We start from the raw sequence: 21,348 nt of genomic DNA on the forward strand, positions 1-21,348 counted from the left end.
ATGGCCGAACCATCAACCGCCGTTGCCGCCGGCACTGCCTCGCTCGCCGCGATGGTGATCGGCATGTTGCCCGGCATCGACGCGAACGCCGTCGTCGGCGCATTTTGCGGCGCAACGCTCTTTGTAATGAGCGCGAAAGAACTCGGCATCGTCGAACGGCTCGTCTACCTGTTCATTTCGTTCTGGATTGGTTACCTCGGCGGCCCTGCAACGCTGAGCAACATGCTGGAGCACTCCGCCGTCTCGGCATTCATCGCCGCGGCCGTTTCGGTCACCGCAGGGCTACGAGCAATCGAAGGAGTAAAAACGCTCGATCTCAAAAAATGGCTGGGAGGGCGCTAATGAGCATCACCTACCTGATCACGATTACCGCCGCGCTCGTCATCGTCGCCCGGCTGCTCACATTCCGCCGGCGCGATGGCCGCTACCGCCCCGGCGTCGCTTTAGCGGCGTGGCTCATCGTCGTGGCCACTACCTGCGTCGCCATTTTCGGCCCAGCGCCCGGTGACGCGGCTCGCTGGCTCATAGCGGCAGGCCTGGTCGCTCTGGCAGTAGGCCTGCTCCGCACCGGCGGCAACGTCGCCCACCTTATCCGCCCACTTTGGAGACATTAATGCTGTTACGACAAGGTTCTATTGGCCCAAGCGTCACCGCGCTACAGCGTGAACTCAATAAAGCGGGCTACGCGATCAGCGTCGACGGTCACTTCGGCCCGAAAACCGAAGAAGCGGTGCGCAATTACCAGCGAACCCAAGGCCTGGTCGCCGACGGCATCGCCGGCCCCAAAACCCGCAGCGCGCTCCAAGGCCAACGTGATAGTCGCGTACTCCGCCAGATCGACCTGGTCAACGCCGCCGAACGGCTGGGCGTCGAGCTCGCCGCCGTCATGGCCGTGAACGAAGTCGAAAGTCGCGGCAAAGGCTTCCACATCGGCGGCCCCCGTAACGGCCAGCCGGTTATTCTGTTCGAACGCCACATCATGCGCCGACAGCTGCAACACCACGGCATCAACCCGGTGCCCTACCAGCGTGCCCAGCCCGACATCGTCAACGCGAGCCCCGGCGGTTACGTTGGCGGCCATCGTGAACACGACCGCCGCGAACGCGCCGCAAATATCCACTATCCCGCCTCGATCGAGTCCGCAAGCTGGGGCCTGTTCCAAATCATGGGCTTTCACTGGAAAAACCTCGGCTACGAATCCGCCGCGCACTACGCCGCGAGCATGGCCACCGACGAACCCAGCCAGCTTGCTGCCTTTGTTCGATTCATCGAAGCCGACAAGGCGATTCATGCCGCGCTGCGCCGCCACGATTGGGCCGACTTCGCTCGTCGCTACAACGGCCCCAATTACGCCGCGAACGACTACGACACCAAGATGGCCGCCGCCTACCGCCGTCACGACCAAGGCTTGAGGCTAGCCGCATGAGTAAGCTCGTTATCCTGGCCAGCGCCGCCGCGCTGGCCATCACCTTCACCGCCGGCTGGCAAGTCTCTAACTGGCAAAACGAAAGCCACCAGCTCACCGCCGAGCGCGCCGCTCGCCAGGCCATCGACGCCGGGCTCGCCCGCGAATCCGAGATCGCCGCGAACGTCGAAACGCGCCTCGCCGAGCTAACAGCGAACGAGCGGATCATCGACCGAGGAATCATCCGTGAAATCCAAAAGCCCATTTATCAGCGCGTATGCCTTGAGCCTGACGCTATCCGCATGCTCAACAATGCCGCCGCCGGCACCCGACCCGATTCAACGGAACTTAATGCAACGGTGCCCCAGCGTGCTGCCCCTGCTCAAAACAGGAACCGGTGAAGACGTTGCGCTGACAATGAGCGAATGGGCCGCCGAATATCACCGCTGCGCAACCCGCCACAATGGGCTCGTCGAGGCACTCCAATGATCAAACTCCAATCCCTACGCGCCCATCTACTCAACGCGATACCCGAGCTAAAGCGCAATCCTGAACAGCTCCACACGTTCATCAATGACGGCAAGATCAAGTTTTCGCGCGGCACCAACTTGAGCCATCAATACACCGTCGATGCTCAAATCCTCATCACCGATTACAGTGGCTCACTGGATACCGTGATGATTCCGCTACTTCAATGGCTCAACACCTACCAGCCCGACCTCGATCCCGACGAAGCCGTCCAGCTCGAAGCCGAGATTCTGAATAACCACAGTTGGGATCTCGCCCTGATCGTGCGCCTCACCGAGCGCGTCGTCTCGAAAGTGGATTGCGAGAGCGGTCGCATCGAATCCGAACACCGCATGCCCGAGTACCCCATCGACGCCTGCCCCGCGAAAAGCTGGCAGCTCTACGTCAAAGGGCCAACCGACGCAGCACACGTTCTCAAAAGCGAATGGGATAGCCCCGCATGAGCGACGACCTGCAGCAGCTGGACGCCTGGCTCACGCCGCTGATCGACAAGCTCACACCAAAAGAGCGGCGCGTCCTCGCCCGCAACGTCGCCCGCGACCTGCGCATCGCTAACCGCGAACGTATCAAAGCCCAAACGAACCCCGACGGCACCCCGTTCGAGCCGCGCACCGAGCTACGCGGCCGCCGGGGCCAAGTGCGCCGTAAAGCCATGTTCACCAAGCTGCGCACCGCGAAGCACCTGCGCATCAAAACCAGCGCCGACGAGGCCGCCGTCCAGTTCACCGGCCGCGTCGCCAAAATTGCGCGCGTGCATCACTACGGCCTGCGCGACCGCGTCGAAAAAGGCGGCCCCGTGCACCAATACGCCCGGCGTGAGCTCGTCGGCATCACCGCCGCCGACCGCAACCGCATCGCCGAAAGCGTGCTAAACCACCTCACCCCGCCCGGCAAATAACACCCGCCTTGTCTTGCCCGCGTGGCACAACGCCCGCCGCTACCCACCCACGCGAGATCCGCGCAGCATGAACGCCATGGAAAACGTCGCTGAATTACGCCGCCTGATAAACAACCTGATCCGCGTGGGTATCGTTACTGAAGTGGATTACGGAGACCCCGCCGCCGAGCCGCCCAAGCCGCCGCGCGTGCGGGTACAAATCGGCGAGCTCGAAACGAACTGGCTGCGCTGGATCGAAAGCCGCGCGGGCACCACACGCACCTGGTGCCCGCCGAACGTCGACGAACAGGTACTCGTCATCGCCCCCGGCGGCGACATGAATACCGCCGTCGTGCTCACCGGCCTGTTTCGAAACCTCCACCGCGCACCCAGTGACCACGGCGACCACTTCCATGCCGTCATGCCCGACGGCGCGGTGATCGATTACAACCACGTAGAGCACCACCTGACCGTCGACATACCCGGCGATATAACGATCAACGCCACCGGCGATATCCGAATCACGGCAAGCGGCGATATGCACCTCAAAGGTCGCAACATCTACGAGAACTAGGGGGCCCACATGGATGCCACTCAAAGCGCAATCGACTACAGCGGCCACTTCGACCGAATGATCACCGTCGGCGAAGAGATCCGCGACGAACTCAAGCTCATGCGCGAAGCGCTTTATGCCGGTAACGGCGATTCGCTGGCCACCAGCCAGCACGCCCTCGCCAACACCCTGGGCAATCTCGAGCGCCGGGCAAGCCAGGAATCGCTGGGGATCTACACCCGCCCGATCACGAAGGGCGATGGCGGCCTCAGCCGCGCTGCGATGATCAACGCGCTCAAGCAGGCGGATCAGCTCGACAACGTGCGCCAGGAAATGGCGGCGCCCACGCCGCTCTAGGAGACCACCATGCCCGCAGCTACCCGCCTCGGCGATATGTGCACCGGCCACGGCTCATGCTCACCGCGCCCATCAGTATCCGGCTCGCCCGATGTATTCGTGAACGGCATCCCCAGCCACCGCGTCGCCGACGGCTGGGCGCGGCACTGCTCGCATGAATCGGTACTCGCCGCGGGCTCCAAAACCGTATTCGTCAACGGTCGCCCCAAAGGCCGCGTCGGTGACCCCGTCGCGTGTGGCTCGCTGGTCGCCACCGGCTCGACCAACGTGTTCGTAGGGGGCTGACCATGACCGGTATGCGCACCGACAACGGCCACCGAGTGAACGGCTTGGCTCATATTCAGCAAAGCATCCGCGACATTCTCACCACGCCCATCGGCACCCGCGTGATGCGCCGCGAATACGGCTCGCTGCTGCCCGAGCTGATCGACCAGCCGCTGAACGACACCACCTTGCTACAGGCGTACTCCGCCACAGTCATGGCCATTACCCGCTGGGAACCCCGAGTGCGCGTGCTGCGCGTGAACCGCCAAGTCGACACTGCTCAACACGGCCGCGCCCTACTTGGGATCGACGCCCAGACCCATGATGGCCAGCGCCTTCATGTAGAGGTGCCGTTCTCATGAGCACGCCGATAGATCTCTCTCAGATCACCCCGCCGGACGTCATCGAGCCGCTGGATTACGAGGCGCTTCTCAGCGAGCGAAAAGCGCGGCTATTCGAACTCACGCCCCTTGATGAGCGCGACGATCTCGCGGCCACACTCGCACTTGAAAGCGAGCCGCTGACCAAGCTATTGCAAGAGAATGCTTACCGCGAACTGCTACTGCGCGAGCGCATCAACGACGCCGCCCGCGCCGTCATGCTCGCCTACGCCGGCGGCGCGGATCTCGATCAGCTCGGCGCAAACTTCCAAGTAACCCGCTTGATGCTCGACCCCGGCGACCCCAAAGAAGTGCCGCCGATACCGCCCACGTTCGAAAGCGACCGCGCCTTTCGCGCCCGTATTCAACTCGCGTTCGAAGGGTTATCGGTGGCCGGGCCGGTAGGCGCCTACCAATTCCACGCCGCCGCCGCTCACCCGGACGTGCGCGACGTCGCGGTGGAAAGCCCCGCGCCGGTCGACGTCGTGCTCACCGTGCTATCTCGCCAGAACGACGGCATCGCCACGCCCGAGCTGCTCGACACTGTGCGCGACTACCTGGAGCCATATCGCCCCCTGACCGACCGGCTCACCCTACAGCCCGCTGAGCGCGTCGACTACGCCGTCAACGCCACGCTGACACTGCGCTCCGGTCCCGATGCCGAGCTCGTCACCAAGGAAGCCCGCAACGAACTGAGCGTTTACGTCGATGCCCGGTACCGCCTGGGCGGCTGGGTCACCCGTTCCGGCATCAGCGCCGCGCTCACGGTACAGGGCGTCGAAAACGTCACGCTCCACGCTTGGCAGGATCTGCGCAGCGCGCCCAGTCAGGCGCCCCGCTGCACCGGCATCCATCTGAGTACGGAGCGCCTGCCATGACCACGCACCTACTACCGCCCAACCGCAGCCAGCTCGAGGCGCGCGTTGCCGCATCGCACCCGCTCGCCCTGCCGGTACCGCTGCGCACGCTCTATGACCCGGCCACCTGCCCGGCGGAACTACTGCCTTTCCTCGCCTGGGCGTTTTCGGTCGACGTATGGGAAGCCGACTGGCCTGAGGCCACCAAGCGCCGCGTCATTGCCGAAAGCTTCGCGGTGCACCGCATCAAGGGCACTCGTCTTGCGGTGGAAAAAGCGCTGGCGGCCATGGGCCTTAACGTCACGCTGACCGAGTGGTTCGAGCAGAAACCGACCGCCCAGCCCGGCACCTTCCGCGCCCGGCTGCACCTGAACGATAACCGCGATATGGCCAGCCAGCTCAGCGGTGCGTTTTACACGCAAATTCACCACGCCATTCAAAGCGCCAAGAACCTGCGCAGCCATTACGATTTTTCGCTGTCCGCCCAGTTCGGCCCCACCCCCGTTGGTGTAGCCAATGCCCAGAGCGCCGCCGGGCTCGCCCGCAACGACGCCCGGCTCACCCAGCCGCCGCTCGAACTGGCGGCGGGCATGGCCACCGCCAGCGACCTGCACCCCGCGGCCTTCTCCCGGGCGCAGACGCACCCCGTTCAACCAGTGCTGGAAGTGGCCGCCGGTATAACCGTCACGGCAAGCCATCACGCCGCTGCGCTGACCCGCCGCCCAGCACAGCCCACAACGGACGCCACGCTGTCACCGGCCCGGCTTGCCCTGGTCGGCGCCTATCACGGCTTGGCCGTGACCCGGCGGCTCATGGCCAACGCCCCCGGCATCGTCCTCCCCGAGTCAGTGGCTCAGGCACATCTACCGGCGGTAGCGCTGCCGATCGCCGCGACCTGCCGGGGCTTTGCCGTTACTCATCACACAATGGAGAGCACCACATGACCGCTCTTGTACCCGTCATCACCACCGCGGGCCTCGCCGCCGTGTTCAATGCCGAAAACGACGGCCTGGCCGCTCGGATCACCCACATCGCCATCGGCGACAACGCCCGCACCCCCGGCAAAAACGAATTCAAGCTGGTCAACGAACGCCGGCGCGTCAGCATTGCCGACGGCGAGCGGGTCAGCGACCACCAGATTCACCTCACCGGCGTCATCGACGGCGAGGGGCCGGAATTTTGGGTGCACGAAGTCGGGTTCTTTCTTGAAGACGGCACGCTGTTAGCGGTCTGGTCCGATGCCAACCCATTGGCTTATATCTCCAACGCGGTGCCCTTGCTGCTTGCCTTCGACCTGCGCTTGGACGCCCTGCCCGCTGAGTCCGTCACGGTCGAGGGGACCGGCGCGAACCTGTCACTGGCGGCCTGGGGCGAACAGTACACCGCCAACGCGGCGGCAATCGTGGACAACATGGCACGCCAAGTGGACCTGCTGTTTCGCGTGCAAGAGCTCGAGAACCGCGCATGAGTACCCAGGCCCCCACGATCAGCCTGGTGGCCGGCACCACCTACCGCTTTAGCGCCGCCTGGGCCAACGAAGACGCCGCCGCTACGCCGGTGGATCTCGCAGGCTGCGAGGCCGTGTTCGTGGTGGCCACCACTCAGGGCGCCCCGCTGCTGACGTGTGAAACCGGTAACGGCATCGAGCTAGAGCACGAGCGCGGCGGCATCAACGTCCATATCCGCCCCGAGCAAACGGCCGGTGCCGTATCGCCGGGCTGGTCCGGCGCACGGTACGAGCTGCGCATCACGTTTCCATCCGGTGATGTGTACAGCCTGCTGCGCGGCCACTTCCAGCTAACGCCGGGGGTGATTCATGGCTAACGCGACTCGCCTCACCGTCACCATGCCTGCGCGCTCGGTCACTGTTCACCTGCCCGCGCCGCCACGCTTTCAGATCATCAGCCACGGTACCCAAGGCCCGCCAGGCACGCTATCGGCTGAGACTCTCGCCCAGGTCGCAGAGGCCAGCAAAGCCACCCACCAAATCGACAGCGTGTTAGCCGCGCTCACCGACGCCATCAGCTACCACGGCGGCATGATCGCCGCCCAGGAGGACGCCACAAAATGAGCTTCGATGAAAACCTCATCGCCCTACGCCAGGCAGTGACCCACACCCTCGGCGTGATCGACGGCAAGTTGCGCAATAAAGCCAACAAAACCGACGTGCTCACCACCGAGCAGATCGACGCGCGCATTCAAGTGCTGATCGGCAGCGCGCCGGAAACCCTCGACACCCTCGCCGAGATCGCCGAAGCGCTCGGCAATAACCCAAATTTCGCCACCACCATCGCCGAAGAGCTGGCCAAGAAAGCCACCAAGGCCAGGGTAAACGAGCTGGAAAATCAGCTTGGTGAATCACTCACCGCATTAACCGACGCCTTTAGCCAGGGCGCCGCCACTATTCAAAACAGCACCCAGGAGGCCCCATGAGCCTAGAAAGCCAAGTCGCGGCACTCGTCAGCGCCGCTAATAAACTGACCAGCGAGATTGCTGGGAAGATGAAAGGGATTGATAAGAAAGTCGATGAGGCTACCAAGGCAGTTCCGGTAGCTATAAAAGAATACTCAGAACAGAATTTTTACATCGATGCTTCTAGCGGAAACGATAATGGAGACGGTAGCGAAAGATCACCGTTCCGAACCATCAAGCAGGTGGGCCGGGAAGCTGTAAATGGAGGAACCATCCGTATCTATCTGCGAAGAGGTCAGGTCCATGTCATAGAAGATACTGGCGTCTCTATTCAGTCAGGCAGCATCGCTGTGTACGGTTATGGTACGGGTGAGAAGCCCAAGCTAGTGCAACAAACGAAATACAGTGCATTCAACGACGCTCATTATGGCGCTGGATTCGGGGTCCGTAACGGAAGTATTTTATTCTCGAGCATTGATGTCGACACATTTTTTGACGTTGATAACGTGGAAAACAAGAAATTGGAAGTGCGCTCAGGTTTAATTCTGGATGCCCAAAGCAGCACGTCAGTTCTTTTTTATAACTGTCATATCAGGCTGAACGAAATGCCCATCATGGCTGTTTTTGCGGGCAACACGGGGCGCGATATATTCCTGTCCGACTGCGATGTCGAAGTGCTCAAAAACACTACTGGCAATAGCAGGCTAGTAAGAAGCCGTACAGGGAGCAGCTTTGGAACTCTGAGGCTGGATGTTTATAGGACATCTTTAGTAGGCGGTCTTACCTGGTCCGATCTTGTCAACTATTACAGTGACAAGCGCAATGTTCTAACCAACCTCGTCCTGGATTAAGGAATCTAAAATGCGCATCCAAAAAGTTAGCTTTGAGGGCAACACTTTTTATAACGTTGATACGCTCGACGAAAAAATTCCCAAACAGGTATTAATGAAGGCTTACGCAGATCAGTTGTGTAATGAAATCGACACCGCCGCCGGCAGCGCACGCGCCGCCTTCGTCAGCCCCGGCAGCTACATCGACCAGGAATACCTGCTCGCCAAACAAGAAGCCACAGACTGGCTAGCCAACGGCAAAGACGCAAAAGCGATCCCCTCGAGCGTGCAGGACCACATCACCATGTTCGAGGTGAAGGCCGAAGCCGCCGCCAAGGCAATCATCGCCACCGCCGAGCAATGGGAAACCGCCCTCCGCGGGATCCGCAAGTTGCGTCTGGGTGGTAAAGCCGCAGTGCAGCGGGCGGAGACGATTGAGGCTGCAGAAGAAGCGGCGCATCAGGCGATCGAGCAGCTCAAACAGTACCGGCCGCAAGAGGACACACAATGAAACGCTCCTACCTCGAACACGCCTTGATCGCCGTGCTAATCCAGCTCGCCCTATGGCTGGTATGGGCCAACGTCTGGGCTGCCGGGGCTATCGCCGTCGCGATATTCCTCGGCCGCGAGATCGCCCAGAACGAATACCGCGTCGCAAACCGGCGTGGCTGGTCGTGGGGCCGAGCCATGCCGGTGGCTTGGTATGAGGGGGCTTGGCGAGGGTGGACAATGAAATCAGTGTTAGATGCATTGGTACCACTTTTGGCTTGTCTACTTGTTTCACTACTACTGCATTAACCCCATAGCTTGAATTTAACAATGTAAAAGCCCGCCTATCGGCGGGCTTCACTTTCGAAGGTTTACCTATTAGCCAAAGTTGCATAGTACTCGAAAAGTTCTGCCATACCCCCCACAACCACATACTGTATGAAGATAATTATTGGACTAAAAACGAGAACAAAAATAACAACCTCTGGAATCCAACCGAGCTTTTTATTTAAAGATAGAGAACGAATATTCCTAATCGGAAGCATTAGATCTAAAACAACATTCAAAATAACCAAAAAGACAAGAAACAAAGCAACAGTAAGAATAACTTCACTCCCTGAAGTTATGGCCACCTGTATTAAAAAACCAGTCAAAGTAAGCCTAGTTACGCTTTCAAAGAAAAGTTTGCTAAAAGACTTAACACCCCTATAAAAAATCTCTTCTTTATCTATTCTCTGGTCGTTCACAAGCTTCGCTCCTAAATTAAATGAATTTTAATGATTATGCACTGTCCGCAGCATCTCGCACAACGCCCGCCACTACCCTCCCGCGCGAACCCCGCCCACCATGGCGCTTTACCTATTCGCATGAACCTGCGCAGGAGCCAAGCACATGGCCCAGGATTACCACCACGGCGTCCGCGTCGTCGAAATCAACGAGGGCACCCGGCCCATCCGAACCGTCAGCACGGCGGTGATCGGGCTGGTGGCCACCGCCACCGATGCCGTCGCCGCTAAATTCCCCCTTGATACCCCGGTGCTGATCACCGACATCTACAGCGCGATCAGCGACGCCGGTACCGGCGGCACCCTCGCCCGCTCGCTGCGAGCCATCGTCGAAGAAGCCCGCGCCGTCTGCGTCGTCGTCCGCGTCGCCGAAGGCGAAGACGAAGCCGCCACCACCGCCAATCTGATCGGCACCGTCACCAACGGCCGTAAAACCGGCATCCAGGCACTACTGGCCGCCGAGCAGCAGTTCGGCGTCAAACCCCGCATTCTGGGCGTGCCCGAACTCGACAACGAAAACGTCGCCAGTGCGCTAATCGCGATAGCCCAACAGCTGCGCGCCTTCGCCTACGTCGCCGGTCACGGCTGCGAGACGAAAGAAGAAGCGGTGATGTACCGCGAAAACTTTGGCGCGCGAGAAGCCATGGTGATCTGGCCCGACTTCCAGAACTTCGACGTCAACGCGCAAGAAAGCCGCCCGCTCTCCGCCGTTGCCAAAGCCCTTGGCCATCGCGCAAAACTTGATAACGACATCGGCTGGCATAAAACGCTTTCCAACATGCCCGTGAACAGCGTCACCGGCATTACCCACGATGTGTTCTGGGATCTCCAGGATCCAGCGACCGACGCGGGCTATTTAAACGCCGCCGACGTCACCACGCTGATCAACAAATCAGGCTTTCGCTTCTGGGGCTCGCGCACGTGCTCCGAAGATCCTTTGTTTGCGTTCGAGTCCTACACCCGCACCGCCCAGGTACTCGCAGATACCATCGCCGAAGCCCATCTTTGGCCCGTCGATAAGCCCATGCACCCCAGCCTGGTGCGCGACATCATCGAAGGCATCAACGCCAAGTTCCGGGAATTGACGCGCAAGGGCTACATCTTGGGCGGCGAAGCCTGGTTCGATCCGGAGCTGAACAGTAAAGAGGTGCTCAAGAGCGGCAAGTTGTATATCGACTACGACTACACCCCGGTGCCGCCGCTCGAAAATCTCATGTTGCAGCAGCGCATTACAGACCAGTATCTCGTCGATTTTGCCGACCGCATCAACGCCTGACAGGAGTAGAACCCCATGGCACTCCCCCACATTCTCAAAGACTTCAACCTGTTCGGCGACGGCAACAACTGGCAAGGCCAGATCCCCGAACTGACGTTACCCGAACTCGCGCGCCGCATGGTCGAGTACGAGGGCGGCGGCATGGAAGGCCCCATCGAGGTCGACCAGGGCAACGAGCTCCAAGAGTTCGAGTGGACCGCCGGCGGCATGATCGTCGACATCTACGACAGCTACGGCAGCCCCATCCACGACGCCGCGATGCTCCGCATGACCGGCTCTTATGAGTCGGACGAAGACGGCGACATTATCCCGGTGGAAATCGTCATGCGCGGCCGCCACAAGACTATTTCCATGGGCGACGCGAGCAAAGGCGACAACAACCAGATCAGCGTCACCACTTCACTCAGCTACTTCAAGCTCATCGTCGACGGCGAAGACGTCATCGAGCGTGACGTCCCCGGCTTCATCTTCAAAGTACGCGGTGTCGATCGCTTGGCAGAGCGCCGCGCCGCCCTGGGCGTTTAGCCCTCGCCCACGGCCGCCTCGGCGGCCCTACCCCATTCTTGAATAGGACACCACAATGACCCAACAGACCGACAACCAGACCGACGCGACCCAAGCCCAAGCCGCCGCGCCGGGCGTTCCCACCGAAGCCGTCGAGCTCGAAACACCGCTCAAGCGTGGCAAAAACGACGTGACCGAGATCATCGTGCGCAAGCCCATGTCAGGCGGCATGCGCGGCGTCTCGCTCGTCGACATCATGAACCTCGACGTGGCCGCCCTTACCAAAGTCATGCCGCGCATCACCACCCCGGCACTCACAGAAGCCGAACTCAAAACCATGGACATCGTCGACCTTGTCCAGCTCGGCACGGCGCTGAACGGTTTTTTAACCCCAAAGAAATTCAAAGACATCGAAGCCTAAGCCTGCCGGAATTTGTAGAAGACGCGATGGCCGACTTGGCCATGGTCTTCCACTGGGAACCCCAAGCCATGGACGGCATGGAACTTGAAGAGCTAATGGAATGGCGCGAACGGGCCCGGAAGCGTCACGAAGGCAGCAAGCCCAAGGGCAAGCCTGGCAATAAATAGGAAAACCGATGGCACGTAATCTACGACTGCAAGTGATGCTCAACGCCGTGGACCGTGTCACCGGCCCGTTAAAGAAAATGCGCGAAGGCGCGGGCAAAACCGCCCGCGAAATGCGCGAGACCCAAAGCTCGCTCAAAGAACTCCAGCGGCAGCAAGGCGACCTCTCCAGCTACCGCAAAGCAAACGCCGCCCAGCGGCAAAACACCCGCGCAATGCGCGACGCCCGCTCGCGTAACCAGCAGTACACCCAAGCGCTCGACAAGCAGCGCGAAGCCCATAACGGCATTAAATCGGGACTAACCGTTGCCCGTCGTGAATATGATCGGTTAGCCAAACAACTACTCGAAACCAAGCAGCCCAGTGACCAGCTGTCACAGTCGCTCGAGCGTGCCCGTGGGCGCCTTCAAAGCCAGCAGGTCGAGTTCGATAGATCCGCCCGCACGCTGCGCGAATACCGCAACCGCACCAAGGGCGCAGGCGAGGAAGTAAAACGACTCACTCAAAACCACGCCACCCAAACAGAGCGCATCCGAGGTCTAAAAACGCGCCTCGATGACGCAGGCATCAGCACCGACAACCTCGGCCGAAGTTCGCGAGAGCTACGCACAAAAGAAGAGCGGCTAAATACCGCCCTGCAGGAACAGAAACGCCACCTCTCCGAAGTCGCCCAACGCCAACGGCGACTAACCGAGGCGCGCGACCGCTACCAGAACGGCATGGCGAAAGTCGCCCGCGCCCAGGGCGTGGGTATGGGCATGTTCGGGACCGGCATCGCCCAGGGCTACGCCGCCAGCCGCTTACTCCGCCCGGGTGTTGCCTGGGGCGAGCAGATGAGCACGCTACAAGCCGTCGGCCGCTTCGATGCCGACGACGAACGCTATCAGGCGTTACGCCAACAATCCCGGGATTTAGGCGGCAGCACCGCCTTTAGTGCCACGGAAGTCGGCAGCGGCCAAGAGTTTCTTTTGCGCGCGGGCATGAGTAGCGACGCGATCCGCGCCTCGATGCGCGACGTGCTCGATCTCGCCTTGGCCAACAACACCGAGCTCGGCCGCGCGGCGGATATCGCCTCCAACATCGCCGGCGCCTTCAAGGTCGATATGGAAGCCGATGGCTCGATGGCCCGGGTGGCGGACATTCTCTCCGGTACCGCAAGCCGCGCGAACGTCAATCTGGAAATGCTCGGCGAGACGATGAAGTACCTCGGCGGCGCCGAAGACCTCAAGTTGACGATGGAACAAGCGGCTGCCATGTCGGGCATCCTCGGCAACATCGGCGTTCAAGGCAGCCAAGCCGGTACCACCATGCGCGCCATGATGAACCGGCTCACGAACCCCGCTGCCAAGGGTGCTGCTGCCATCGAAAACATCGGGCTTCAGGTGTCCGACGCCAACGGCAACATGCGCGCCATGCCCGATATCCTGCGCGATATCAGTCAGGCCACAGCGGATCTAGGCAACGTCGAACGCAAAGCCATCATGCAGGACATATTCGGTGTCGAGGCGGGCTCCGGCATGGCGGAACTGGTCGATGCCATGGGCGGTGGCCAGCTTGATGAGATCCTCAACGCCCTGGGCGACAACATGGGCGAAAACGCCCGCATGGCCGCCACGATGACCGACAACGTCGGCGGGGATCTAAAAGAGCTACGCAGTGCATGGGAAGAAGTCGGCATCTCGATCACCGACACCAACGACGGCCCGCTACGCGAGCTCATCCAAAGCATTACCGCCATCACCCGCGGCGTCGGCGATTGGATCAAAGCCAACCCCGAGCTGGCTGGCACGATTGCGAAGGTTGTCGGTGGTCTGATCGCATTGGCCACCATCGGCGGCGCTATCACCATGACGTTCGCCAGCATTTTAAGCCCGCTGCTCTTTACCCGCTTCGCGCTGGCCACCCTGGGCATCAAAGCCGGTGCCCTCGCGCCCATCCTTAAAACCGCCGGCGCTGCGCTGTTCACCGTCGGCCGCGCACTCACGGTCGGGCTGCTCGGCGCGCTCAAGGCCACCGCCGCCTTTCTGGTCACCAACCCCATCGGCTGGGCCATTCTGGCCATCGCCGCCACGGCCCTGGTCATTTACAAATATTGGGAGCCCATCAAAGGGTTTTTCCAAGGCCTTTGGCAGCGCGTCAAAGATGCATTCGGCGAAGGCATCGGCGGTGTCGCGCGGCTGCTGGCCGACTGGTCACCGTTTGGCCTGCTCTACAGCGGCATGTCCTCCGCTCTAGGCCTACTGGGCATCGAGCTACCCGGCACGCTCTCCGAGTTCGGCAGCCAAATCATTAGCGCCTACGCTGGCGGTATCAGCCGCGCGTGGTCAAGCGTTAAAAATGCCGTGGGCGGTATCATCCAACGCCTGCGTGACGCCTTCGGAGAAGGCATCAGCGGCGTCACGCGCCTGCTACTCGACTGGTCACCGCTCGGCCTGCTGCACACCGCGTTCGTCTCGACGCTAGACGCCCTCGGCATCCAGATCCCCGACGGTTTTCGCAGTCTGGGCGGCTTCATCATCGATGGCCTGATCGGAGGCATAACCGAAAAGCTGGGCGCCCTGCGCGAGCGTATTACCAGCATTGCCACCGGCGTGATGGATTGGTTCAAGGGCATCCTCGGCATTAACTCACCGAGCCGCGTGTTTGAAGGCTTCGGCGTCAATATTGTTGAGGGAATGATCAACGGCATCGGCAGCATGATCGGCGCACTTCGGGATCAAGTAATGGGCATGGCGGGCAATATCGCGGGCTGGGTACAAGACGCCATGGGCAGTGCGCTGGACTCATTAAGCAATGGTGCCAACCGTGCTATTCAGCTCGGGAAGGATACCGCTGCAGGTTTAGGACAAGGCATCCGCGACGGCGCCAATCGCGCCACAGAAAGCGCCGCCAATCTAGCCAGCGGCGTAACCGATACGGTGCGCGGCTGGTTGGATATCCACTCGCCCAGCCGCGTATTTGCCACCATTGGTGGCTTCGTCTCGCAAGGCATGGCTAAAGGCATCGAGGCCGATGCAGACGGCCCCGTTAAGCAAGTGCGCAGCTTGGCCAGCAACATGCGTGATGCGGCCACCGGCTTGATGCTCAGCGCCGGAATTGCATCACCAGCGATTGCACTGGACGTAGCGCCGCCCCCGGTGCCGGACATGCCCCGCCTCTACAGCGAAGTGGCCACGCCTCAAACGCCCACGCTGGACGCGCTGCAAATCGAACGGCCGGACCTGCCCCGCTTGGGCGCGCTAGAGATTCAACGGCCCGAACTACCCCAGCTCTACAGCGAGGTAGCCGCGCCCAAAACACCAGCGCTCGACGCCTTGCACATCGAGCGGCCAACGCTACCCACGCTGGGCGCGCTTGAAATACAGCGGCCCGAACTACCAAGCCTCGACGCCTTGTCATTCGAGTGGCCCGAGCTCCCCCAATTCGACCCGCTGCAAATCGACACCCGCGGCGTCCAGATCGACGCCCGCCCGCCGCTGCAAAGCCGCCCCAGCGAGCCCAGCGCCGGGCTCGTCATCAACGGCGGCATCAACATCGAGATCCACGCCGCCCCGGGCATGAACGAACAGGATCTCGCGCGCCTGGTCAACGCCGAAGTACAGCGCGCCCTACGCGACGCCGAGCGCCGCGCCCAGGCATCGCGCCGCAGCGCCTTCCACGACATTGATTGAGGTAACCCACCATGATGATGATTTTCGGCATGTTCGTGTTCTCCCTCGACACCGCCGCCTACCAGGAACTCGAACGCCAAACCCGCTGGCGGCAGGAAGCCCAGGGCCGTGTCGGCCTACTGCCCGCCCGGCAGTTTCTCGGCCCCGGCGAGGACACCATTACGCTCACCGGCACCCTGCACCCGCAATTCACCGGCGGCCAGCCGCACCTCGACCAGCTACGCGACATGGCCAACGAGGGCAACGCTTGGCCGCTGATTGAGGGCACTGGCAAAAACTACGGCTACTACGTGCTCGAAAGCCTCAAGGAACGCAAAGTGGCACTCATGCGCGACGGTGCCGCCCAGCAGATCGACTTCGATATGGTGCTGCACCGGGTAGAAGACGATAACGGTAACCTCTTGGCAATGCTCGGCCCGCTCGCCGGTATGGCCATGCGCGCCGTCCCGAGGCTCGTATGATTCCCGCCCGTCGCCCCGCTTACTCCATCGGCGGCATGGCCGCCACCGGCCGCCTTCAAAGCCTCACCATCACAGACAAGCGCGGCACGACGACCGACGAACTCACGCTGACACTTGAGGACCACGACGGCCGCCTGGCGATCCCCCCGCGCGGCAAAATCCTGACCGTCGCGCTGGGCTGGGAAGGTGAAGCCCTGGTCGACCGCGGCTCGTTCACCGTCGACGAGGTCGAACACTCCGGCGCGCCGGACGTACTCACCATCCGCGCCCGCAGCGCAGACCTACGCAAAGACAACCCGGCCAAACGCTGCGAAAGCTACCACCAGAAAACCCTGCAAGAGATCGTGGCCACCGCCGCCGGCCGGCTGGGCCTCGCCCCCAACATCGCCGCCCCGCTGGCGGGAATATTCATCGAGCACATCGACCAGACCGACGAATCAGACCTCCACTTCCTCTACCGCCTGGCCGAGCGGTTTGATGCACTCTGCCAGGCCAAAAACGGAAACTTGCTCTTCATGCCCATGAACGGCGGCGTCACCGCTAGCGGCACGCCGATACCCATGCTCACCCTCAAGCGCGGCGTCGGCGATACCCACCGGTATTTGATCGCGGATCGGGAAGAGTTCACCGGCGTCATCGCCTACTGGTCGGATCTCGACGAAGCGGAACGCAAGGAAGTGCTGGTGGGAAACAGCGACAACGCCAAGCGCCTACGCCACACCTACGCCAGTGAAGGCGAAGCCCTGGAAGAAGCCAGCGCCGAGCTCACGCGCCTGCAGCGCAAACACGCCGAGCTAACGCTGGATCTCGCCGAAGGCCGCGCCGACATCTACCCCGAAACCCCGGTCACCACCGTAGGGTTTAAGGAACAGATCGACGCCACGCCCTGGATCATTGATGAGGTGCGCCACGATCTCAACGACCGTGGCTATACGTGCAGTATTAGGATGGAGACGCAGTGAGTGGATGCTGGCTCCATGTCGACTTAGCTCTTTCAAAAAAATAACCCCGGCCATCCAGTAGCCGGGGTTTTAATATCCAAATCCCTACAGATAAGCCAGGTCCGTTTGGCTCAGCCCTCCCTGGTCAAGGTAATGCCGCAATCTTCCGGCGGTAAACCGCGTGCTTCAAGGCGACACTCACAGCCTGGCAAACCAAAGCCCACTTTGCCGTAAGCGATCAACGCCAGAAATCGTAGGACATTACCTACACCGCCCAACACCGCGCCTGCCTCACCACCACCCCCCGAAACTGCTCGGCATTGATAAAACACCCCTCGCCCCCGGTAGCGGGCAACAACCGGCAGCGCTCGCCCACCCGATGCGTCTTGAATAACCGATACTCGCCGCCCACTTCCGCGACCACTAAATCGGCGTGGCCATACGAGCGCGCCTCATCCACCACCAGCACATCGCCCTCCATCCAGGGGCCATTGTCAGCAGCATCCTCGCCCACCTCGACCAGAAAGCAGCTTGCTGAAAATTTGCGCCGGTCCATTTCCGCTACGGCCGGGTGCTCCACGCCCACCACGGCCGGCCCCAGGTAATTCACTCGCATGCTACTGCCCTTTGTTATCCCATGTTAATGACAGGCATTGGCATTTGCCTCTCGCGTTCCCAGGGTCTAATACTGTATAAAACAACAGTATTGTACAATAGGGAGGGCAAATAATGATTGGTCTGGTCGACTGCAATAACTTCTACGTCAGCTGCGAGCGCGTATTCAACCCCAAGCTCAAGCGCAAGCCGGTGGGCATCATGTCCAATAACGACGGCTGCATCATCGCCCGTTCGAACGAGCTGAAAGCCTTGGGCATCGAGATGGGCACCCCCGCCCACCAGGTGCGCCACCTGGTCGAGCGCGGCGAAATCATCCTTCACTCGTCCAACTACGAGCTCTACGGCGATATGTCCCACCGGGTGCAAAGCATCCTCGAGCAGGAAACCGCCGGGGTCGAGCCTTACAGCATCGACGAAATGTTCGTGCGCATGGACGGCTTCGAGCCGGACGCCCTGCTCGAGCACGCGCGCAGCGTGCGCTGGAAAGTAGGCCGCTATACCGGGATTCCCGTATGCGTTGGCGTGGCCGCCACCCACACTTTGGCCAAGCTGGCCAACCGCATCGCCAAGAAGCACCCCGGCTACCCCGGCGTGTGCATCATGCACGCGGACACCGACGAGGCCCGCCACCTGCTGGAACAGATCGACGTGGGCGACGTATGGGGCGTGGGCCGTCGCCTCACCGAGCGCCTGCAAGTCATGGGGATCAAAACCGCCTGGGATCTGCGCGAAGCCGACGCCAAACACCTGCGCCGCAAATTCAGCGTGAACATGGAACGCACGGTGCTCGAGCTGCGCGGGGTCAGCTGCCTGGAAATGAACGACCTAGCCGAACCCAAGCAGCGCATCATGACCAGCCGCTCGTTTGGGCGCTCCACCGGTAACCTCGGCGACCTCTCCGGCGCGATCCGCCACCACGCCCAGCGCGGTGCCGAAAAGCTGCGTTCACAAAAAAGCCTCGCCCGCGCCGTGCTGGTATTCCTCAAAACGGATAGATTCCGGCAGGACCAGCCCCAGTACTCGCCCAGCGTGGTGGTCGAGCTGGAACGCCCCACCCAGGACACCCGCGAGATCCTCGCCGCCGCGAGCGCGGGCTTAAGCCGAATCTACCGGCCCAAGTACGGCTACAAGAAAGCGGGCGTGATGATGCTGGACCTCACCGATCAGCACCGCCAACAGCTCAGCCTGATGGATACCCCGCAAACGGAAGAAGACCGCCAGCGCAGCCAGAAGCTCATGGCTACGATGGACGAACTGAACGAGAAGATGGGCAAGGGCACGGTACGCATGGGGCTACCGGAGAAGAACACCCCGTGGCATTTGAGGTGCGCCCATCGCAGTCCGCGCTATACGACGAACTGGGATGAGTTGATGCGGGCGTATACGGATGAGGGAATAGCCCATAAACAAACCAACCGTTAAAATAACTTTTTTCTCAATCTCTCAATACTATTTAAAAGTACTGCTCCTAACCCTCTAATAAAATTAAATACACCATGACAAAAAACACAATATGATAGAGAAGGATTTTTAAGAAGAGATTTAAAAACAAACTCCCAAAACCCTTTTCCAGATTTAGCATAAGCGTTATAGCATATAGATCGCTCATTATTTAAATAATGCTCGTATGCTTTTTTCTTTAGAACCGTAACCCGAACAACTTGACTATCTTTATAAAATTTAACATCAAAAAAGTCACTACCAAAACAACTACCAAAAACATCTTCAAATTCTTCTAAAAGCGAATTATTTACAAATTTATAATAATCAGAAATATTGGCGTAATATATATGAAAAATGTCAAAGGTCCCTTTATCATTGCTGCGACGATGAGAGCTAAACCCTATAAAATAGAGAACTTCTTTATCAAAGAGCGACTCACGATCTTTTGAAACATCTATCTCTAACGGCACTGATATTCTTTTATCGACAAATAAAAAAAGGGCTAAAGAATTGCTCTTGGTAGCCGAGAAATACGCTTTAGCCATTAAGTAATTATTTTCATTTACATTAAAACCTATAACCTCCAAAAAATAACCGGCAGCATCAAATCTATCATGTCTGTAAAGAGGACCCTGCTCAAGGCCTTTTAAAGTATTTAAGTTATCAGAAGGCAATAAAGGTCGCCCCTTTATTCCATAAGATGGATTTCTCAGAACCGTTAACTTCTTGGGAAACTCAACAGAGCGAACAGCACAAGACTCTATGTACTCTAAAGTTGAATTAAAAAAATAATAAAAAGATCCTTTCTTGATACCTGATTTTACATAGCCTGAACTTTTACAATAAAAATCCATTTCCAAATGAAAGCGTTCAAAAACCCTATATGAAACCATGGCAACTGTTGCTAAATTTCTATCAGCATGAAACGCGGATTCATATACTTCAGAAAGGATATCTTTTGCATATTCAGTATCTGCCTTTGTAATTTTATCATGTGGATCAAAGCTAGTAAGGTCTATATCTGACCCTTCGATCTTACGCCTTACCTTTTTCTTAATCGAATCTATCTCTAAAACCTTTTTTGAAAGCAAATCTTTTAGCATAAAGATTTTAATCTTACCTTTAAGTAAAAGATATGGAAGAATAATACCGACTGGTATCTTCAGAAAGTCAATAAAAGCAATGAAAATATCTTTCACACGTCACCTAAAAAAAGCAGAGCAACTTCTAACATTGAGTACTTTTCATTGTAAATACTGTTCTGATGTATCCAACAACTCATTAGCAGCTTCACAGCTGGAAACAGCATCAGGTACGCACGATAGGCAACGATTCAGATCAATAGCCGCCATATCCAGATTGGATTTAGACACGCTATAAGGCAGCTCAGCGATACGAGAACGCAGATCATCTGCTTGGGGCTGGTTATCTCGCATCATAGCCATACACTGCGCTACTTCGTCGCTGTTTGACGACGAACCATAAGCCGACATATCAAAACCAGTAGAAACGAGCCCACGAGCCTCACTCATAAGCTCTTCAATCGTTTCCGCCTGCGCAGTTACAGAAAACAAGCCGACTAATAAGGACAACATGGCCATGGTAGTTGCTTTCTTCATTCCCTCTTCTCCTATTTTATTCTGGCAATTTAAAACCGCCTTTTAGCCCCGAGCCTCTCTACCAGGCTCATCTTCTGCTACACGAAACCGCCAATAGCGATCAGGCCTGACCCACACAACATTGGTTTCGGTAAGGCCTCGAAAAGCCTTTAGCACCGCCGCTCCAACGACAAGATTGCCATCTGCATTTTCACGGAGCAGATCATCGGCATTCCCCTTAACCAGATAATCCACCACGTCGTCCTGATATAAACAGCCTTCACGCTCTATTTCAGTAAGCATCCAAGCCGCTGCATCATTTGACTTCATGATGTAGATTTCTCGACTTTTTCGAGGGAGTCTCCTGGAAAAATACCCTGTTCTAATTTTTTTCCTGCAAACCATTGGCAACGATAGCCTCGGGGGTTTGCTATAGGAGCATTTACAGTCATTTCAGGACCGCCAGATTTTAGCTTGACAATATCTCCAACTACGAATTTATCATCCATCTTCT

Annotated in this window: 33 protein-coding genes; 27 read left to right on the plus strand and 6 right to left on the minus strand. The window is 59.0% G+C overall.

Annotated features, from left to right (window positions below):
* From ACWHRL_RS14495 to ACWHRL_RS14585, 19 genes are all read left to right on the plus strand, one after another.
* On the plus strand, positions 1 to 342 hold the full coding sequence (locus tag ACWHRL_RS14495) for a putative holin (protein ID WP_447894225.1): 342 nt from the start codon (positions 1 to 3) through the stop codon (positions 340 to 342).
* Positions 342 to 614, plus strand: coding sequence for a phage holin family protein (locus tag ACWHRL_RS14500; protein WP_447894226.1), 273 nt, complete (start codon positions 342 to 344; stop codon positions 612 to 614). The genes ACWHRL_RS14495 and ACWHRL_RS14500 overlap by 1 nt, the downstream gene beginning before the upstream one ends.
* Complete coding sequence (locus ACWHRL_RS14505) at positions 614 to 1,426, plus strand: N-acetylmuramidase domain-containing protein (protein WP_447894227.1); 813 nt, start codon at positions 614 to 616, stop codon at positions 1,424 to 1,426. The genes ACWHRL_RS14500 and ACWHRL_RS14505 overlap by 1 nt, the downstream gene beginning before the upstream one ends.
* Positions 1,423 to 1,806 (plus strand): hypothetical protein, encoded by a 384-nt coding sequence (locus ACWHRL_RS14510; protein WP_447894228.1) that lies wholly within the window; start codon positions 1,423 to 1,425, stop codon positions 1,804 to 1,806. Before ACWHRL_RS14505 ends, ACWHRL_RS14510 begins: the two co-directional genes overlap by 4 nt.
* Before the next feature lie 84 nt (positions 1,807 to 1,890).
* The gene (locus ACWHRL_RS14515) at positions 1,891 to 2,376 is read left to right on the plus strand and encodes a phage tail protein (protein ID WP_447894229.1); all 486 of its coding nucleotides are present in this window, start codon (positions 1,891 to 1,893) and stop codon (positions 2,374 to 2,376) included.
* On the plus strand, positions 2,373 to 2,831 hold the full coding sequence (locus ACWHRL_RS14520) for a phage virion morphogenesis protein (RefSeq protein WP_447894230.1): 459 nt from the start codon (positions 2,373 to 2,375) through the stop codon (positions 2,829 to 2,831). The genes ACWHRL_RS14515 and ACWHRL_RS14520 overlap by 4 nt, the downstream gene beginning before the upstream one ends.
* 76 nt (positions 2,832 to 2,907) lie before the next feature.
* On the plus strand, positions 2,908 to 3,384 hold the full coding sequence (locus ACWHRL_RS14525; protein ID WP_447894231.1) for a phage baseplate assembly protein V: 477 nt from the start codon (positions 2,908 to 2,910) through the stop codon (positions 3,382 to 3,384).
* Between the two features lie 9 nt (positions 3,385 to 3,393).
* Complete coding sequence (locus ACWHRL_RS14530) at positions 3,394 to 3,720, plus strand: hypothetical protein (protein WP_447529808.1); 327 nt, start codon at positions 3,394 to 3,396, stop codon at positions 3,718 to 3,720.
* A 9-nt stretch (positions 3,721 to 3,729) separates the two neighbouring features.
* Positions 3,730 to 4,005, plus strand: a complete 276-nt coding sequence (locus ACWHRL_RS14535; RefSeq protein WP_447894232.1) for a PAAR domain-containing protein — start codon at positions 3,730 to 3,732, stop codon at positions 4,003 to 4,005.
* Between the two features lie 2 nt (positions 4,006 to 4,007).
* Positions 4,008 to 4,346 (plus strand): GPW/gp25 family protein, encoded by a 339-nt coding sequence (locus ACWHRL_RS14540; protein WP_447894233.1) that lies wholly within the window; start codon positions 4,008 to 4,010, stop codon positions 4,344 to 4,346.
* Positions 4,343 to 5,242 (plus strand): baseplate assembly protein, encoded by a 900-nt coding sequence (locus ACWHRL_RS14545; RefSeq protein WP_447894234.1) that lies wholly within the window; start codon positions 4,343 to 4,345, stop codon positions 5,240 to 5,242. Before ACWHRL_RS14540 ends, ACWHRL_RS14545 begins: the two co-directional genes overlap by 4 nt.
* Positions 5,239 to 6,165: a phage tail protein I gene (locus ACWHRL_RS14550; protein ID WP_447894235.1), complete on the plus strand. Its 927-nt coding sequence runs from the start codon at positions 5,239 to 5,241 to the stop codon at positions 6,163 to 6,165. Before ACWHRL_RS14545 ends, ACWHRL_RS14550 begins: the two co-directional genes overlap by 4 nt.
* Positions 6,162 to 6,689 carry a phage tail-collar fiber domain-containing protein gene (locus ACWHRL_RS14555; RefSeq protein ID WP_447894236.1) on the plus strand — a complete coding sequence of 176 codons (528 nt, stop codon included), beginning with the start codon at positions 6,162 to 6,164 and terminating at the stop codon, positions 6,687 to 6,689. Before ACWHRL_RS14550 ends, ACWHRL_RS14555 begins: the two co-directional genes overlap by 4 nt.
* Positions 6,686 to 7,045 carry a hypothetical protein gene (locus ACWHRL_RS14560; RefSeq protein ID WP_447894237.1) on the plus strand — a complete coding sequence of 120 codons (360 nt, stop codon included), beginning with the start codon at positions 6,686 to 6,688 and terminating at the stop codon, positions 7,043 to 7,045. Before ACWHRL_RS14555 ends, ACWHRL_RS14560 begins: the two co-directional genes overlap by 4 nt.
* On the plus strand, positions 7,038 to 7,292 hold the full coding sequence (locus tag ACWHRL_RS14565; RefSeq protein ID WP_447894238.1) for a hypothetical protein: 255 nt from the start codon (positions 7,038 to 7,040) through the stop codon (positions 7,290 to 7,292). The genes ACWHRL_RS14560 and ACWHRL_RS14565 overlap by 8 nt, the downstream gene beginning before the upstream one ends.
* Positions 7,289 to 7,654 (plus strand): hypothetical protein, encoded by a 366-nt coding sequence (locus ACWHRL_RS14570; protein WP_447894239.1) that lies wholly within the window; start codon positions 7,289 to 7,291, stop codon positions 7,652 to 7,654. The genes ACWHRL_RS14565 and ACWHRL_RS14570 overlap by 4 nt, the downstream gene beginning before the upstream one ends.
* Positions 7,651 to 8,484, plus strand: a complete 834-nt coding sequence (locus ACWHRL_RS14575) for a hypothetical protein (protein ID WP_447894240.1) — start codon at positions 7,651 to 7,653, stop codon at positions 8,482 to 8,484. Before ACWHRL_RS14570 ends, ACWHRL_RS14575 begins: the two co-directional genes overlap by 4 nt.
* A 10-nt stretch (positions 8,485 to 8,494) precedes the next feature.
* Positions 8,495 to 8,974, plus strand: coding sequence for a hypothetical protein (locus tag ACWHRL_RS14580; protein WP_447894241.1), 480 nt, complete (start codon positions 8,495 to 8,497; stop codon positions 8,972 to 8,974).
* The gene (locus ACWHRL_RS14585) at positions 8,971 to 9,261 is read left to right on the plus strand and encodes a hypothetical protein (protein WP_447894242.1); all 291 of its coding nucleotides are present in this window, start codon (positions 8,971 to 8,973) and stop codon (positions 9,259 to 9,261) included. The genes ACWHRL_RS14580 and ACWHRL_RS14585 overlap by 4 nt, the downstream gene beginning before the upstream one ends.
* Before the next feature lie 62 nt (positions 9,262 to 9,323).
* On the opposite strand, the gene ACWHRL_RS14590 is transcribed toward ACWHRL_RS14585, so the two are convergent.
* Positions 9,324 to 9,698: a hypothetical protein gene (locus tag ACWHRL_RS14590; RefSeq protein WP_447894243.1), complete on the minus strand. Its 375-nt coding sequence runs from the start codon at positions 9,696 to 9,698 to the stop codon at positions 9,324 to 9,326.
* Between the two features lie 145 nt (positions 9,699 to 9,843).
* Between ACWHRL_RS14590 and ACWHRL_RS14595 the strand changes: the two genes are divergently transcribed.
* Genes ACWHRL_RS14595 through ACWHRL_RS14625 form a run of 7 tightly spaced genes read left to right on the plus strand, consistent with a single transcriptional unit; the run spans position 9,844 to position 17,196 of the window.
* Positions 9,844 to 11,013 (plus strand): phage tail sheath protein, encoded by a 1,170-nt coding sequence (locus ACWHRL_RS14595; protein WP_447894244.1) that lies wholly within the window; start codon positions 9,844 to 9,846, stop codon positions 11,011 to 11,013.
* Positions 11,014 to 11,028: 15 nt separating this feature from the next.
* The gene (locus tag ACWHRL_RS14600) at positions 11,029 to 11,538 is read left to right on the plus strand and encodes a phage major tail tube protein (RefSeq protein WP_447894245.1); all 510 of its coding nucleotides are present in this window, start codon (positions 11,029 to 11,031) and stop codon (positions 11,536 to 11,538) included.
* 55 nt (positions 11,539 to 11,593) lie between these two features.
* A complete protein-coding gene (locus ACWHRL_RS14605) occupies positions 11,594 to 11,938 on the plus strand; it encodes a phage tail assembly protein (protein WP_447894246.1) in 345 nt (114 codons plus the stop codon).
* Positions 11,939 to 11,964: 26 nt separating this feature from the next.
* Complete coding sequence (locus ACWHRL_RS14610; protein ID WP_447529822.1) at positions 11,965 to 12,105, plus strand: GpE family phage tail protein; 141 nt, start codon at positions 11,965 to 11,967, stop codon at positions 12,103 to 12,105.
* Between the two features lie 8 nt (positions 12,106 to 12,113).
* Entirely contained in the window at positions 12,114 to 15,773 is a 3,660-nt protein-coding gene (locus ACWHRL_RS14615) for a phage tail tape measure protein (RefSeq protein ID WP_447894247.1), read from the plus strand.
* An 11-nt stretch (positions 15,774 to 15,784) separates the two neighbouring features.
* The gene (locus tag ACWHRL_RS14620; protein ID WP_447529824.1) at positions 15,785 to 16,234 is read left to right on the plus strand and encodes a phage tail protein; all 450 of its coding nucleotides are present in this window, start codon (positions 15,785 to 15,787) and stop codon (positions 16,232 to 16,234) included.
* Positions 16,231 to 17,196, plus strand: coding sequence for a contractile injection system protein, VgrG/Pvc8 family (locus tag ACWHRL_RS14625; RefSeq protein ID WP_447894248.1), 966 nt, complete (start codon positions 16,231 to 16,233; stop codon positions 17,194 to 17,196). Before ACWHRL_RS14620 ends, ACWHRL_RS14625 begins: the two co-directional genes overlap by 4 nt.
* A gap of 244 nt (positions 17,197 to 17,440) precedes the next feature.
* Here the strand turns inward: ACWHRL_RS14625 and ACWHRL_RS14630 are convergent, their stop codons facing one another.
* A complete protein-coding gene (locus ACWHRL_RS14630; RefSeq protein WP_447894249.1) occupies positions 17,441 to 17,791 on the minus strand; it encodes a hypothetical protein in 351 nt (116 codons plus the stop codon).
* A gap of 113 nt (positions 17,792 to 17,904) precedes the next feature.
* On the opposite strand from ACWHRL_RS14630, the gene ACWHRL_RS14635 reads away from it, so the two are divergent.
* Positions 17,905 to 19,215, plus strand: coding sequence for a Y-family DNA polymerase (locus tag ACWHRL_RS14635; protein WP_447894250.1), 1,311 nt, complete (start codon positions 17,905 to 17,907; stop codon positions 19,213 to 19,215).
* On the opposite strand, the gene ACWHRL_RS14640 is transcribed toward ACWHRL_RS14635, so the two are convergent.
* Genes ACWHRL_RS14640 through ACWHRL_RS14655 form a run of 4 tightly spaced genes read right to left on the minus strand, consistent with a single transcriptional unit; the run spans position 19,212 to position 21,343 of the window.
* Positions 19,212 to 20,435, minus strand: a complete 1,224-nt coding sequence (locus tag ACWHRL_RS14640; RefSeq protein ID WP_447894251.1) for a hypothetical protein — start codon at positions 20,433 to 20,435, stop codon at positions 19,212 to 19,214. The two genes, ACWHRL_RS14635 and ACWHRL_RS14640, sit on opposite strands and share 4 nt — an antisense overlap.
* 45 nt (positions 20,436 to 20,480) lie before the next feature.
* Positions 20,481 to 20,855: a hypothetical protein gene (locus tag ACWHRL_RS14645; protein ID WP_447894252.1), complete on the minus strand. Its 375-nt coding sequence runs from the start codon at positions 20,853 to 20,855 to the stop codon at positions 20,481 to 20,483.
* 42 nt (positions 20,856 to 20,897) lie between these two features.
* Positions 20,898 to 21,164 carry a DUF6953 family protein gene (locus tag ACWHRL_RS14650; protein WP_447894253.1) on the minus strand — a complete coding sequence of 89 codons (267 nt, stop codon included), beginning with the start codon at positions 21,162 to 21,164 and terminating at the stop codon, positions 20,898 to 20,900.
* Complete coding sequence (locus ACWHRL_RS14655; protein ID WP_447894254.1) at positions 21,161 to 21,343, minus strand: YodC family protein; 183 nt, start codon at positions 21,341 to 21,343, stop codon at positions 21,161 to 21,163. Before ACWHRL_RS14655 ends, ACWHRL_RS14650 begins: the two co-directional genes overlap by 4 nt.
* Positions 21,344 to 21,348: the final 5 nt, after the last annotated feature.

This window comes from Vreelandella sp. GE22 (assembly GCF_968212445.1).

What these genes read in the sequence shown, in the direction of transcription:
- ACWHRL_RS14495 (WP_447894225.1), top strand. Translation starts at nt 1, where the DNA reads ATGGCCGAACCATCAACCGCCGTTGCCGCCGGCACTGCCTCGCTCGCC.
- ACWHRL_RS14500 (WP_447894226.1), top strand. Translation starts at nt 342, where the DNA reads ATGAGCATCACCTACCTGATCACGATTACCGCCGCGCTCGTCATCGTC.
- ACWHRL_RS14505 (WP_447894227.1), top strand. Translation starts at nt 614, where the DNA reads ATGCTGTTACGACAAGGTTCTATTGGCCCAAGCGTCACCGCGCTACAG.
- ACWHRL_RS14510 (WP_447894228.1), top strand. Translation starts at nt 1,423, where the DNA reads ATGAGTAAGCTCGTTATCCTGGCCAGCGCCGCCGCGCTGGCCATCACC.
- ACWHRL_RS14515 (WP_447894229.1), top strand. Translation starts at nt 1,891, where the DNA reads ATGATCAAACTCCAATCCCTACGCGCCCATCTACTCAACGCGATACCC.
- ACWHRL_RS14520 (WP_447894230.1), top strand. Translation starts at nt 2,373, where the DNA reads ATGAGCGACGACCTGCAGCAGCTGGACGCCTGGCTCACGCCGCTGATC.
- ACWHRL_RS14525 (WP_447894231.1), top strand. Translation starts at nt 2,908, where the DNA reads ATGGAAAACGTCGCTGAATTACGCCGCCTGATAAACAACCTGATCCGC.
- ACWHRL_RS14530 (WP_447529808.1), top strand. Translation starts at nt 3,394, where the DNA reads ATGGATGCCACTCAAAGCGCAATCGACTACAGCGGCCACTTCGACCGA.
- ACWHRL_RS14535 (WP_447894232.1), top strand. Translation starts at nt 3,730, where the DNA reads ATGCCCGCAGCTACCCGCCTCGGCGATATGTGCACCGGCCACGGCTCA.
- ACWHRL_RS14540 (WP_447894233.1), top strand. Translation starts at nt 4,008, where the DNA reads ATGACCGGTATGCGCACCGACAACGGCCACCGAGTGAACGGCTTGGCT.
- ACWHRL_RS14545 (WP_447894234.1), top strand. Translation starts at nt 4,343, where the DNA reads ATGAGCACGCCGATAGATCTCTCTCAGATCACCCCGCCGGACGTCATC.
- ACWHRL_RS14550 (WP_447894235.1), top strand. Translation starts at nt 5,239, where the DNA reads ATGACCACGCACCTACTACCGCCCAACCGCAGCCAGCTCGAGGCGCGC.
- ACWHRL_RS14555 (WP_447894236.1), top strand. Translation starts at nt 6,162, where the DNA reads ATGACCGCTCTTGTACCCGTCATCACCACCGCGGGCCTCGCCGCCGTG.
- ACWHRL_RS14560 (WP_447894237.1), top strand. Translation starts at nt 6,686, where the DNA reads ATGAGTACCCAGGCCCCCACGATCAGCCTGGTGGCCGGCACCACCTAC.
- ACWHRL_RS14565 (WP_447894238.1), top strand. Translation starts at nt 7,038, where the DNA reads ATGGCTAACGCGACTCGCCTCACCGTCACCATGCCTGCGCGCTCGGTC.
- ACWHRL_RS14570 (WP_447894239.1), top strand. Translation starts at nt 7,289, where the DNA reads ATGAGCTTCGATGAAAACCTCATCGCCCTACGCCAGGCAGTGACCCAC.
- ACWHRL_RS14575 (WP_447894240.1), top strand. Translation starts at nt 7,651, where the DNA reads ATGAGCCTAGAAAGCCAAGTCGCGGCACTCGTCAGCGCCGCTAATAAA.
- ACWHRL_RS14580 (WP_447894241.1), top strand. Translation starts at nt 8,495, where the DNA reads ATGCGCATCCAAAAAGTTAGCTTTGAGGGCAACACTTTTTATAACGTT.
- ACWHRL_RS14585 (WP_447894242.1), top strand. Translation starts at nt 8,971, where the DNA reads ATGAAACGCTCCTACCTCGAACACGCCTTGATCGCCGTGCTAATCCAG.
- ACWHRL_RS14595 (WP_447894244.1), top strand. Translation starts at nt 9,844, where the DNA reads ATGGCCCAGGATTACCACCACGGCGTCCGCGTCGTCGAAATCAACGAG.
- ACWHRL_RS14600 (WP_447894245.1), top strand. Translation starts at nt 11,029, where the DNA reads ATGGCACTCCCCCACATTCTCAAAGACTTCAACCTGTTCGGCGACGGC.
- ACWHRL_RS14605 (WP_447894246.1), top strand. Translation starts at nt 11,594, where the DNA reads ATGACCCAACAGACCGACAACCAGACCGACGCGACCCAAGCCCAAGCC.
- ACWHRL_RS14610 (WP_447529822.1), top strand. Translation starts at nt 11,965, where the DNA reads ATGGCCGACTTGGCCATGGTCTTCCACTGGGAACCCCAAGCCATGGAC.
- ACWHRL_RS14615 (WP_447894247.1), top strand. Translation starts at nt 12,114, where the DNA reads ATGGCACGTAATCTACGACTGCAAGTGATGCTCAACGCCGTGGACCGT.
- ACWHRL_RS14620 (WP_447529824.1), top strand. Translation starts at nt 15,785, where the DNA reads ATGATGATGATTTTCGGCATGTTCGTGTTCTCCCTCGACACCGCCGCC.
- ACWHRL_RS14625 (WP_447894248.1), top strand. Translation starts at nt 16,231, where the DNA reads ATGATTCCCGCCCGTCGCCCCGCTTACTCCATCGGCGGCATGGCCGCC.
- ACWHRL_RS14630 (WP_447894249.1), bottom strand. Translation starts at nt 17,791, where the DNA reads ATGCGAGTGAATTACCTGGGGCCGGCCGTGGTGGGCGTGGAGCACCCG.
- ACWHRL_RS14635 (WP_447894250.1), top strand. Translation starts at nt 17,905, where the DNA reads ATGATTGGTCTGGTCGACTGCAATAACTTCTACGTCAGCTGCGAGCGC.
- ACWHRL_RS14645 (WP_447894252.1), bottom strand. Translation starts at nt 20,855, where the DNA reads ATGAAGAAAGCAACTACCATGGCCATGTTGTCCTTATTAGTCGGCTTG.
- ACWHRL_RS14650 (WP_447894253.1), bottom strand. Translation starts at nt 21,164, where the DNA reads ATGAAGTCAAATGATGCAGCGGCTTGGATGCTTACTGAAATAGAGCGT.
- ACWHRL_RS14655 (WP_447894254.1), bottom strand. Translation starts at nt 21,343, where the DNA reads ATGGATGATAAATTCGTAGTTGGAGATATTGTCAAGCTAAAATCTGGC.